We start from the raw sequence: 11586 nt of genomic DNA on the forward strand, positions 1-11586 counted from the left end.
TATCGTCGGCGCACGGCACACTCAGAACTTGATGAAGTGCTCACGGTAGTGGCGCAACTCGGCAATCGACTCGCGGATATCGTCCAGCGCCAGGTGGGTGCTGCCCTTCTTGAAACTGTCACGCACATCCGGCGCCCAGCGTGCGGCAAGCTCCTTGAGGGTGGAGACGTCGAGGTTGCGGTAGTGGAAGTAGTTTTCCAGCCCACGCATGTGACGGTAAAGGAAGCGGCGATCCTGGCAGATGCTGTTGCCGCAGATCGGCGACTTGCCCTTCGGTACCCACTGTTCGAGGAAGGCGATGGTCTGCGCTTCGGCCTTGGCCATGCTCACCGTGCTCTCGCGCACACGTTGAGTGAGCCCCGAATTGCCATGGGTGCGGGTGTTCCATTCATCCATGCGCGCCAACACTTCATCGCTGTGGTGGATGGCGATCACCGGCCCCTCGGCCAGGGTGTTCAGCTCGCTGTCGGTAACGATGGTGGCCATCTCGATGATGACGTCGCTGTCCGGATCCAGGCCGGTCATTTCCAGATCGATCCAGATCAGGTTCTGTGGGTTCTGCATGAAAGGGCTCCTCTGATAGGCCGTCATATTAGCCTAGCGAGGTTGGTCGTGGGCGGGCCGTGCTAAACTGCCTGCCGTTTTCTTTCAGCCCCGCCGACACGGAACCTTCATGGCCAAACGCCAGCTCAACCGCCGCCAGAACTGGCGCATCGAAAAGATCCAGGGCGAGCGTGCCGCCCGCGCCGCCAAACGCGAGCAGCATGTGCTGCAGGAGCTGGAGGGTGGCGACCTGGGGCCGGAACAACTGGGCCTGGTGATCGCCCACTTCGGCGTGCAAGTCGAGGTCGAGGCCCAGGACGGCGAGGCTGCCGGGCAGGTCTTCCGTTGCCACCTGCGCGCCAACCTGCCGGCGCTGGTCACCGGCGACCGCGTGGTATGGCGCGCCGGCAATCAGGGCATCGGCGTGATCGTCGCGCAGATGCCCCGCACCACCGAACTGTGCCGGCCAAACAACCACGGCCAGCTCAAGCCCGTGGCGGCCAACGTCGACCTGATCGTCATCGTCTTCGCCCCGGCCCCCGAGCCGCACCCCAACTTGATCGACCGCTACCTGGTGGCAGCCGAGCACGCCGGCATTCGCCCGCTACTGCTGCTCAACAAGGCCGACCTGATCAACGAAGAAAATGCGCCGACCCTCAACGCCATGCTGGAGGTGTACCGCAATCTCGGCTATCCGTTGCTGGAAGTCTCCGCGCATCAGGGCGACGGCATGCAGCGCCTGCAACAAACGCTGGACGGCCATATCAGCGTGTTCGTCGGCCAGTCTGGCGTGGGCAAGTCGTCGCTGGTCAACAGCCTGCTGCCCGACGCCGGCACCCGTGTCGGCGACCTGTCGGAATGGTCGGGCCAAGGCACGCACACCACCACAACCGCGCGGCTGTACCACTTCCCCAACGGTGGCGACCTGATCGACTCGCCGGGTATCCGCGAGTTCGGCCTGGGCCATGTCAGCCGTGACGACGTGGAAGATGGCTTCATCGAGTTCCGTGACCTGATCGGCAACTGCCGATTCCGCGATTGCAAGCATGACCGTGAACCGGGTTGCGCGTTGCTCAAGGCATTGGAAGACGGCCAGGTTTCGCAGCAGCGCATGAGCAGCTACCGCTCGATCATCGCCAGCTTGCCGGAAGATAGCTATTAGGGCTTTTCCGTAGGATGTTTTACCGAGAGCCGTAGGACGGCTCTCGTTTTTTCGTCAGCTCTTGTTGATTACCTGACCTTTCACCGATTGTTCCGCCCAGGATCCGTCGCCAACCAGCGACTTCCCCTGCCCGGTTCAAGGAAGGTCACACAATGACAAGATCAGCACCCTGCCTGCACTGTGCCTACCTCCCACAAGGAGAACAGCACTGATGCCGGTCTTCATCAGCTACCCCCATGGCGACCGCCTGGCCGCCTTCATCCTCAACGAGCGCATGCTGCTCGAAGGCATTCCCACCCAACTGGTACTGTTCGATTGCGACGGGCAGACCTTCGACGACTTGCATGGCAGCTTTTGCCAGCAGATGAACGATGCCACCCACTGGATCGGCGTGGTGTCGGACAGCAATAGTGGCGATTGGTGGACTGCCTGGCTGCTTGGAGCTGCGGCCATTTCCAACCGACGGGTAAGCTTCTACCACACGGGCGAGGGAGGCCCGCCGGAGCGATTGGGCAAATGGCCGGTGATGCGCGAACGCAGCCATATCGACCTGTTTGTATTGGCGTATCACGATGAACAGACGTTCGGGCGGGGGATGTCGTCGTCCACGGGACGAAGAGGCTTCAGCGATCGGGACAACGCCGACTTCTTCCATGCCGATCTCAAGGCCAAGATCCGGCGAGGGTTCTGAGCGGTAGGGGGTAATCCTGTGGGAGCGCCTCATTGGGCTGCGCTGTCGCGTTGGGAACAGGGCCCTCTGTAGGAGCGGCTTTAGCCGCGATGCAGCCGACGCGGTGCCTGCACCCGCTTCGCGGGTGATCGCGGCTGAAGCCGCTCCTACACAGGGGCCGCATTGCGACCCTTATCGGTTACTGGCCCTTGGCTTCGTCCATCTTCAACACACCATCTTCGAAGATGTTCAGCTTCTGGCGCAGCTCGCGCGGCTGCATCGGTTCCTGCGCCGCTTCGCCCGCGGTGCCAGGCGCCACGGGCGCTGCGGCACCCGGTGCGCCACTGGCAGGCGGCGCGTCCGGGGTGCCTTGCTCGCCCTCGATGTTGCGCTGGGCCTTCTTGGTCAGCACGATGATGTCGATCCGCCGGTTGACCGGGTTGAACGGATTCTCCCGATCGAACAGCGACGACGACGCATAACCAACCACCCGGGCCACCTGGCCGTCCGGGTAGCCACCGGCCACCAGCGCGCGACGCGCGGCGTTGGCGCGGTTGGCCGACAGTTCCCAGTTGCCGAAGTCGCCGGTGCCGGCATACGGCTTGGCGTCGGTGTGGCCGCTGATGCTGATCTTGTTCGGCACCGCCTTGATGGTGTCGGCCATGGCCAGCAGGATGTCCTCGAAATACGGCTGCAGGCGCGCGCTGCCCAGGTCGAACATCGGCCGGTTCTCAGCGTCCATGATCTGGATGCGCAGGCCGTCCTGGGTGATCTCGAACAGGATCTGGTCCTTGAACTTCTGCAACTGCGGGTTTTCCTCGACCTTGTTCTGCAACTCCTGCAGCAGCAGTTCCAGGCGCTCGCGCTCGACCTGCTCGGCCATGGTCTCGACCTGGTCCTTGTCCAGCTGGATGCTGGTGTCAGGCGTAGGTTCAGACTTGGTTTCCGGGTTGATGGTCTTTTCCGGCGCCAATTGCGGCGAACCACCCAGGTCGATGATGTACGGCGTGCCGCTCTCGGAAAAACCGATCGGGTCCTTGAAGTAGCCGGCGATGGCGATCTTCTGCTCGGGCGTGGCAGTGGACAGCAGCCACAGCACGAGGAAGAACGCCATCATCGCCGTGGCGAAGTCGGCGAAGGCAATCTTCCAGGCACCGCCGTGGTGGCCGTCGCCAAAGCGCTTGACGCGCTTGACGATGATGGGCTGATTGTTTTCCATGGCTTAGCGACCGCGTACTGCTTGTTCCAGCTCGGCGAAGCTCGGGCGGTGGCCCGGGTACAGCACCTTGCGACCGAACTCGACCGCCAGCGACGGCGGCATGCCGGAAGCCGAGGCCACCAGCGCGGCCTTGATCGCCTCGTAGACGTTCAGCTCTTCCTTGGCGTCATGACGCAAGGCGTTGGCCAGAGGGCCGAAGAAGCCATAGGCGGCAAGAATACCGAAGAAGGTACCGACCAGCGCCGCACCCACGTGCAGGCCGATGGACTTCTGGTCACCGTCACCCAGCGAGGCCATGGTCACCACAATGCCCAGTACCGCCGCGACGATACCGAAGCCAGGCATGCCGTCGGCGATGCCGTTCACCGCGTGGGACGGGTGCTCCAGCTCTTCCTTCATGCTCAGCAGCTCCATGTCGAACAGGCCTTCGAGCTCATGGGGCGCCATGTTGCCGGTGGACATGATGCGCAGGTAGTCGCAGATGAACGCAGTCATGCGCTCATCGCCCATTACTGCAGGGTATTTGGCGAAGATCGGGCTGGCCGCCGGGTCCTCGATGTCGCCCTCGATGGCCATCATGCCTTCACGACGGCTCTTGTTGAGGATCTCGTACACCAGGCCCAGCACTTCGAGGTAGAAGGTGTGGGTGAAGCGGGTGCCGAACATCTTCAGCGACTTCTTGATCACATGCATGGTCATGTGACCAGGGTTGGCCTGGAGGAACGCACCGAAGGCCGCGCCGCCGATGATCAGCACCTCGAACGGTTGGATCAGTGCCGCGATCTTGCCGTGGGAAAGCACGTAGCCGCCGAGCACACTCGCGAATACGACGATGATGCCGATAATTTTAGCCATAAGTTGAAAGCACTTGCTGTCGTGGTCAGGGTAGGGAGCGGGAGCTTGAAAACTCTTCTTCTACTTATCGGCAGAACTGCGCCAGACTATAGCCACTCAATGCGAAAAGCCAGTTCGGACTGATGTCAATATGCCAATTGAAACCAAGGTGCCAAGTCAGGTCCCGTCGAGTCTAGAGGCCTGGGTAAAGCTGCTCGACGGGATTCGCGTGCCGATTCCGAAGGACAGCCACGACCGTGTGCTGCAGGCCATCAACGACAACCGCCGCTCCCTGCGCGACATCGCCGAACTGATGCAGGACAGCCCCGCGCTGGTGCTCTGCGTGATGCGCGAAGCCAACCACCCGGCCAATGCCAGCCAGGCGGAACCCGCCGAAAGCCTGGAAATCGCCCTCAACCGCCTGGGCCTGGCGCGCACCAGCCAGTTGCTGGCGCGCCTGCCCGCCGTACCCGACGACGACATCCCACCGGTACTGAGCCAGTTCCTGCTGATCAGCCAGCACGCCACGCAACAGGCCAACGGCCTGTTCGCCAGCCGCCTGGCACGCCTGTGGCAGGAGATCCACTGGGGCAGCCTGCTGTTCCTCTCGCCGCTGTGGCCATTGGCCCTGGCCTACCCCAAGCTGCTCGATACCTGGGAGCTGCGTGTTATCCACAAGGGGGAGAACGCCGGCGAGGTCGAGCAGGAACTGTTCGGCGTGCGCATCATGCAGTTGTGCCAGGCCATGGCCCAGCACTGGCGGTTGCCGGAGTGGGTGACCCAGGGGTACCGCCTGTTGATGGACGAGCGCGAACAACTGGCGCAGGTGCTGAGCATCGCCCGCGAGCAGGATCCGCTGGTCCAGCAGCAACGCCTGGACGAGGAACCGGCCTTGCGCCGCTGGTTCAACCAGCCACCCAACACCGTGCTGCTGGCCAACGGCCTGGCCCTGGCCGCCCAGGTGGGTTGGGACAACCCGCACCTGCTGCGCTGGCAGTTGCTCACTGCGCTCTACCTGCAAACCACGCTGGACGACGTCCAGCAGCAGGTCCACCAGCAGGCCGCGGCCAGTGCCCGCCATCACGCGCAGCACGCCCTGTTCCATCCGGCCGAGGCGCTGATATGGCCCTGGCACCAGCGTCGCCCGCACCCGGACATGCTCACCCCGCCGCCGCCCGCGCATCAGGATCTCGAACGCTGGCGCAAGCTGTGCGCCGAACTGCTGGCCCAACCGAGCCCGTTCAGCAACGCCGTGCACCTCGCCACCCAGGCCTGCGAAGCCCTGCTGGCCTGCGGCATGCAGCGGGTGATGCTGTTGATGCTGGACAAGCCCAATGAATGCCTGCGTGTACAGCAATTGGCCGGCCTGCCGAAGGAGGCTGCCGCTCAAGTGCTTCCACTGGCCGGGAGCAAACTGCTTCAGCGCCTGCTGAGCCAAGCCACGCAACTGCGCCTGACCCCCGAGAACCACGCGCAGTTCGCGGCACTGATGCCCGCGCCACTGCGCGCCTTCTTCAAGGGCGAGCACCTGCTGCTGCGCTCGCTGGCGGTCAACGGCCAGCCTTTGATGCTGATGGTCGCCGACCAGGGCGGCAAACCGCTGGCCGATGTTGGCGTACAGGCCTTCGGCAAGACCGCGCAGTGTGTGGAACGTGCCCTGGCCACCTTTGGTGCCCGCCATTCATAACGACCTTGCGCTACAATCGCCCTCTTTCCACCCTGGAGATCGTGGATGACTGATTTTTCCGGCTTGCCCCTGGTGATCGAGCCTGCGGACCTGCTGCCGCGCCTGGATTCGCCACAGTTGATCCTGGTCGACCTGACCAGCGCCAACCGCTATGGCAGTGGGCATATCCCCGGGGCCCGCTTCGTCGACCCGAAACGCACCCAGCTGGGCCAACCGCCAGCGCCGGGTTTGCTGCCGGCTCGTGCCGACCTGGAAAAGCTGTTCGGTGAGCTCGGCCACCGCGACGACGCGGTCTATGTGGTCTACGACGACGAGGGTGGTGGCTGGGCCGGGCGTTTCATCTGGCTGCTCGACGTGATCGGCCACAAGGGCTACCACTATCTCAATGGCGGCATCCACGCCTGGCCGGCAGACACACTGTCCACCGAGGTGCCTGAAAATGCCGACGGCCCGGTGAGCCTGCGACTGCATGACGAACCCACCGCCACCCGTGAATACCTGCAGAGCCGCCTGGGCGCCACCGATCTGGCTATCTGGGATGCTCGTGCACCTGGGGAGTACCGTGGCGAGAAAGTCCTGGCGGCCAAAGGCGGGCACATCCCTGGCGCGATCAACTTCGAGTGGACCGCCGGCATGGACCTCAACGACCACCTGCGTATCCGCAAGGACATCGCCGAAATTCTGCAAAACCTGGGTATCACCCCGGACAAGGAAGTGATCACCCACTGCCAGACTCACCACCGCTCCGGCTTCACCTACCTCGTGGCCAAGGCCCTCGGCTATCCACGGGTCAAGGGTTATGCCGGTTCCTGGGGCGAATGGGGCAACCACCCCGACACGCCCGTCGAAGTTTAAGGACGCTCAATGAAATCCCGCTTGTTCATCATCAGCCAGTACCTGCTGCCGCACCACCTGCTGTCGCGCCTGGCCGGCTGCGTCGCCGAGTGCCGCGCGCGCTGGTTCAAGAATGCCTTCACCGCCTGGTTCGCCAAGCGCTACCAGGTGAACATGTCCGAGGCGCTGGTCGAAGACCTCAGCGCCTACGAGCATTTCAACGCATTCTTCACCCGCGCCCTCAAGCCGGGCGCCCGCCCGCTGGACGAGACCCCCGGCGCGATCCTCTGCCCGGCCGATGGCGCCGTCAGCCAGCTCGGGCCCATCGAACACGGCCGTATTTTCCAAGCCAAGGGCCATGGCTACAGCGCCCTGGAGCTGCTGGGTGGCGATCCAGCCCTGGCCGCTCCGTTCATGGGCGGCGAGTTCGCCACCATCTACCTGTCGCCCAAGGACTACCACCGCGTGCACATGCCGCTGGCCGGCACCCTGCGCGAGATGGTCTACGTGCCTGGCCGGCTGTTCTCGGTCAACCAGACCACCGCGGAAAACGTTCCGGAGCTGTTCGCTCGCAACGAACGCGTGGTCTGCCTGTTCGACACCGAACGCGGCCCGATGGCCGTGGTGCTGGTGGGCGCGATGATCGTCGCCTCGATCGAAACCGTCTGGGCTGGCCTGGTCACCCCACCGAAGCGCGAACTGAAGACCTTCCGCTACGACGAAGCCAGCCGCGCGCCGATCCACCTGGAGAAAGGCGCCGAGCTGGGTCGCTTCAAGCTGGGCTCCACCGCTATCGTGCTGTTCGGGCCCGAGCAGGTGAAGTGGGCCGAAAGCCTGGGTGCGGGTTCCGCGGTACGCATGGGTGAGCTGCTGGCGCAGCCGAGCCAGGCCTGACCATCCGGTAATAAAAAGCCCTGCATGATTCAAATCATGCAGGGCTTTTTTTGCCTTGGGATTGCAGGGAGGGCTTCGCCCTCCTTTCGCGGCGCAAGGCCGCTCCTACAGGGGGACACGACCATCTGTAGGAGCGGCCTTGTGCCGCGAAAGGGCCGCAACGCGGCCCAGGGGCTCAAGATCAACCGCGCGCTTCGCGATCACGCACGCCGAGCAGATACAGCACGCCGTCCAGGCCCAGGGTGGAAATCGCCTGCTTGGCCGACTGGCGTACCAGCGGCTTGGCGCGGAAGGCCACGCCCAAGCCGGCCTGGGAGAGCATCGGCAGGTCATTGGCGCCATCCCCGACGGCGATGGTCTGCTCGAGCTGCAAGCCCTCCTCACTGGCCAGCTGCTGCAGCAGGTCGGCCTTGCGCTGGGCGTCGACGATCGGCTCGACCGCCACGCCGGTCACCTTGCCGTCGACCACTTCAAGCTCGTTGGCGAACACATAGTCGATGCCCAGGCGCGCCTGCACCTGCTTGGCGAAGTAGGTGAAACCGCCCGAGAGGATCGCGGTCTTGTAGCCCAGGCGCTTGAGCTCGGCGAACAGGTGCTCGGCACCTTCGGTCAGGCGCAGGGAAGCACCGATCTGGTCGAGCACGCCCACGTCCAGGCCCTTGAGCAGCGCCATGCGCTCCTTGAAGCTGGCACGGAAATCCAGCTCGCCACGCATGGCGCGCTCGGTGATCGCCGCCACCTGCTCACCGACGCCCGCGGCCTTGGCCAGCTCGTCGATCACTTCGGCCTCGATCAGCGTGGAGTCCATGTCGAACACCGCCAGGCGACGATTGCGGCGGAACAGGTCATCGCGCTGGAAGGCGATGTCGATGTTCAGTTCCTCGGACAGGGCGAAGAAATCGGCGCGCAGGGCCTGGGCATCACTGGCCTCGCCCCGCACGGAAATCTCCAGCGCGGACTTGCCCTTCTCGGTCGGGGCATCCAGCGCCACGCGGGCGGACAGGCGCTCGATGCGCTCGATGGTCAGGCCATACTGGCTGATGATCGCGCTGACCCGCTGCAACTGCTGCGGAGTGACCCGGCGGCTGAGCAGGGTGACGATATGGCGCGCCTCGCCCTGGCTGTCGGCCCAGTGCTGGTAGTCGGCCTCGGAGATCGGTGTGTAGCGGGCCTGCAGGTTCAGCTCATGAGCCTTGGACTGCACGCTCTGCAGCAGCGCGGTGGCCACTTCGTTGTCGGGGATGTCGACCAGGATGCCGAACGACAGGGTGCCGTGCATCACCGCCAGGCCGATGTCGAGGATGTTCACACCGCCCTGGAGCAGGACGCCGGTGATGGCCGCGGTAAGACCCGGACGGTCTTCACCAGTAATGTTGATCAGGACGATTTCGCGCAAGACCGGGCTCCGACTTCGATGAAAAATGCGCATTCTACCGATTTTCCATGACCATCGGGCACCAACGATACTTTGCCGACAAAACGCGTATCGCTATACTGCGCAGCAACTTTCTCGCCATAAAGAGCCGCGCTCTGTGAACCGGCCCACGCCCGTCAAACCCGACAATTTCTTCCTGATGATCTACCGAGCCCTGAGCCAGCGCCGAATTCCCCTGGCCCTGCGCATTGCCAGCCACAACATCTTCCTGGTGGCCCTGGCCCTGGTGATCTATGCCTGCGTCATGGGCCTGCAGTTCAAGCAGGCCATGCATGAGCAGGCCGACGCCGTGGGGCAGAGCCTGACCACCCAGACCGCCACATCGGCGACCGAGCTGCTGGTGTCCAACGACATCCTCAGCCTCAACGTGCTGCTGGGTAACCTGGTGAAGAACCCGCTGGTGGCGCACGCGGCCATCTACAGCGTCGACAACCGCATCCTCGCCGAGGCCGGCCAGCGCCCGAAAAACAGCTTGCTGGGCGAGGCCGAGGGCCTGTACCAGACCAAGATCACCTTCCAGGACGTGACCGCCGGCCAGCTGCGCATCAGCCTGGACATGAACCAGTTCCAGCAGCCCATGCTGATCAGCCTGCAAAGCATGGGCATCCTCGCCGCCATCCTGCTGGCGCTGGCGCTCACCCTGAGCCTGCGCCTGGGCCGATTCATTTCCACCCCGCTGTTGCAACTGCGCGTGTGGTTGCGTGACCCGCACCCCTACACGCCGGGTACCGACCGCCACGACGAGATCGGCGACCTGGCCCGCCAGCTGCACGCCCGCCTCGCCCCGCCGCCGCCTCCAGAGCCGGAGATGGAAGACGAGGAAGACGACTTCGACGACGTGCCCGCCCCCAAGCCTGCCCCACGCGCGAAAGCTGTGGCACACGTGCCCGACCATGACCATGACCATGACGATGACGCCTTCGCCGGCCTGATGGATGAAGAAAGCGCCCCGGCCAAGCCCGTCGCCATCGAGTCCGACGAACCGCAATACAGCGCCGTGCTGGCCGTGCAACTGGGCTCCCAGGAGCAACTGCGCCGCCTGCCCCGCACGCGCCTGACCGAGCTGCTGGAGCGTTACCGCGACTGCCTGGACCAGGCCGCCTCGCTGTACGAAGGGGAAGTCCACACCTTGAACGACGGCAGCACCTTGCTGCTGTTCCACAGCCGCGACAGCGGCGAGGACTACCTGACCAATGCCATCTGCTGCGGCGAACTGTTGCGTGCCCTGGGCCATGCCCTGCAGATCGAGGTGGCCGACAGTGGCATCACCTTGCAACTGCAGCTGGGCCTGGTGCTGGCCGACGACCTGCAAGGCATGGATCAGGTCGACCTGCTGATGACCGAGCAGGCCCAGGATGCCCTGGCCCTGTCGCAGCACAGCCGTAACCTGCTGCTGGTCGAGCGCCGGATCAGCGATGACACATTGATCCGCCAGCGCGCGCGTATCCGCCCGATCGCCAGCCCCGAGGGCGCCTGCTGCGTGGAGCGGCTGATGGAGCCATACCCATCGATGCTGGAGCGCCAGCTGGCGAGGATGCACGAACGCCGCGCCTGACGCCTTGTCGTGACCTGTAGGAGCGGCTTCAGCCGCGATCACCGGCACAGCCGGTGTATACACCGCATCGCCTGCTTCGCGGCTGAAGCCGCTCCTACAGGGCATGTGCAACGCTCACAAAAAAGCCCGCATCGCTGCGGGCTTTTTCATGTCTGCTGCATCAGAACCGGAATACTTCCATATCGGTACGAATCGGCGAAGCCATTGGAATTTTCGGCTTCTCCGGCTCCTTCTTCACCTGTACCGGCGCCGCCTGCTTACGCGGTGCCTCCTCGGCGATTGCCGGCTGGTTGGCCAATGGCTTGACCGCGCTGCTGAGCTGTTCGGCCAGCTTCTGCAACAGTTGCCCCTGGGCCTGCACCTGGGCCGACTCGCTGCCCGCATGGGGCTGCTCGAGGTGCACGATGCGGTTGTCACGCACCTGGCCACGACGGTCCAGCAAGCGCCACTGGGCGTCGAGAATGGCCGGCTGGTTCTTGCCTGAATCCAGACGGGTGATCGACAACAGCACCTGCACATCCGGCGTGAACCCGGTACTCGCCGGGGCCAGCACCACACGCTGGCTGTCCAGGCGCCAGGCCAGCTGGCGAACCAGCAGTTGATCGATGTCCGACGAAAGGCTGCCCGCCCAACGACCGTCGGTCGCCGCGGTCAGGCTGCCATCGGCCTGGCGTTGCAGGAAAGTCTCGCGTTGCAGGTAGTCGGCCACCGAAACAGGGCCAAGCACCACCGCCATGCCCGCCGCCTGGGAGG

11 protein-coding genes are annotated in these 11586 nt (G+C 64.3%); 6 read left to right on the forward strand and 5 right to left on the reverse strand.

The window, feature by feature from the left end; genetic code table 11:
- Positions 1-21 precede the first annotated feature (21 nt).
- Positions 22-564, reverse strand: coding sequence for an oligoribonuclease (gene orn / locus P5705_RS16550; RefSeq protein ID WP_277461930.1), 543 nt, complete (start codon positions 562-564; stop codon positions 22-24).
- 109 nt (positions 565-673) lie between these two features.
- On the opposite strand from orn, the gene rsgA reads away from it, so the two are divergent.
- Both rsgA and P5705_RS16560 read left to right on the forward strand, forming a co-directional pair.
- Positions 674-1705, forward strand: a complete 1032-nt coding sequence (gene rsgA / locus P5705_RS16555; RefSeq protein ID WP_277461931.1) for a small ribosomal subunit biogenesis GTPase RsgA — start codon at positions 674-676, stop codon at positions 1703-1705.
- Positions 1706-1916: 211 nt separating this feature from the next.
- Entirely contained in the window at positions 1917-2396 is a 480-nt protein-coding gene (locus tag P5705_RS16560) for a molecular chaperone Tir (protein WP_277461932.1), read from the forward strand.
- A gap of 178 nt (positions 2397-2574) precedes the next feature.
- Here P5705_RS16560 and motB read toward each other — a convergent pair whose 3' ends face one another.
- Together motB and motA are read right to left on the reverse strand one after the other, a co-directional pair.
- Entirely contained in the window at positions 2575-3594 is a 1020-nt protein-coding gene (gene motB / locus P5705_RS16565) for a flagellar motor protein MotB (RefSeq protein ID WP_277461933.1), read from the reverse strand.
- Between the two features lie 3 nt (positions 3595-3597).
- The gene (gene motA, locus P5705_RS16570; protein ID WP_277461934.1) at positions 3598-4449 is read right to left on the reverse strand and encodes a flagellar motor stator protein MotA; all 852 of its coding nucleotides are present in this window, start codon (positions 4447-4449) and stop codon (positions 3598-3600) included.
- A gap of 130 nt (positions 4450-4579) precedes the next feature.
- On the opposite strand from motA, the gene P5705_RS16575 reads away from it, so the two are divergent.
- Genes P5705_RS16575 through asd form a run of 3 tightly spaced genes read left to right on the forward strand, consistent with a single transcriptional unit; the run spans position 4580 to position 7843 of the window.
- Positions 4580-6115 carry an HDOD domain-containing protein gene (locus tag P5705_RS16575; RefSeq protein ID WP_277461935.1) on the forward strand — a complete coding sequence of 512 codons (1536 nt, stop codon included), beginning with the start codon at positions 4580-4582 and terminating at the stop codon, positions 6113-6115.
- A gap of 45 nt (positions 6116-6160) precedes the next feature.
- Positions 6161-6970, forward strand: coding sequence for a thiosulfate sulfurtransferase (rhdA, locus tag P5705_RS16580; protein ID WP_277461936.1), 810 nt, complete (start codon positions 6161-6163; stop codon positions 6968-6970).
- A gap of 9 nt (positions 6971-6979) precedes the next feature.
- Positions 6980-7843 (forward strand): archaetidylserine decarboxylase, encoded by an 864-nt coding sequence (asd, locus tag P5705_RS16585; protein WP_062572668.1) that lies wholly within the window; start codon positions 6980-6982, stop codon positions 7841-7843.
- A gap of 181 nt (positions 7844-8024) precedes the next feature.
- On the opposite strand, the gene serB is transcribed toward asd, so the two are convergent.
- Positions 8025-9239, reverse strand: coding sequence for a phosphoserine phosphatase SerB (gene serB, locus P5705_RS16590; RefSeq protein WP_277461937.1), 1215 nt, complete (start codon positions 9237-9239; stop codon positions 8025-8027).
- A gap of 136 nt (positions 9240-9375) precedes the next feature.
- On the opposite strand from serB, the gene P5705_RS16595 reads away from it, so the two are divergent.
- A complete protein-coding gene (locus tag P5705_RS16595; RefSeq protein WP_277461938.1) occupies positions 9376-10833 on the forward strand; it encodes a histidine kinase in 1458 nt (485 codons plus the stop codon).
- Positions 10834-10993: 160 nt separating this feature from the next.
- On the opposite strand, the gene P5705_RS16600 is transcribed toward P5705_RS16595, so the two are convergent.
- A partial coding sequence (locus P5705_RS16600; RefSeq protein WP_277461939.1) for a PqiC family protein occupies positions 10994-11586 on the reverse strand: 593 nt, incomplete at its 5' end.

This window comes from Pseudomonas entomophila (assembly GCF_029478665.1).
In the GTDB taxonomy this organism is placed as follows: Bacteria; Pseudomonadota; Gammaproteobacteria; order Pseudomonadales; family Pseudomonadaceae; genus Aquipseudomonas; species Aquipseudomonas entomophila_F.

Coding starts and splice junctions, on each gene's coding strand:
- orn (WP_277461930.1), bottom strand. CDS start 564: ATGCAGAACCCACAGAACCTGATCTGGATCGATCTGGAAATGACCGGC.
- rsgA (WP_277461931.1), top strand. CDS start 674: ATGGCCAAACGCCAGCTCAACCGCCGCCAGAACTGGCGCATCGAAAAG.
- P5705_RS16560 (WP_277461932.1), top strand. CDS start 1,917: ATGCCGGTCTTCATCAGCTACCCCCATGGCGACCGCCTGGCCGCCTTC.
- motB (WP_277461933.1), bottom strand. CDS start 3,594: ATGGAAAACAATCAGCCCATCATCGTCAAGCGCGTCAAGCGCTTTGGC.
- motA (WP_277461934.1), bottom strand. CDS start 4,449: ATGGCTAAAATTATCGGCATCATCGTCGTATTCGCGAGTGTGCTCGGC.
- P5705_RS16575 (WP_277461935.1), top strand. CDS start 4,580: ATGCCAATTGAAACCAAGGTGCCAAGTCAGGTCCCGTCGAGTCTAGAG.
- rhdA (WP_277461936.1), top strand. CDS start 6,161: ATGACTGATTTTTCCGGCTTGCCCCTGGTGATCGAGCCTGCGGACCTG.
- asd (WP_062572668.1), top strand. CDS start 6,980: ATGAAATCCCGCTTGTTCATCATCAGCCAGTACCTGCTGCCGCACCAC.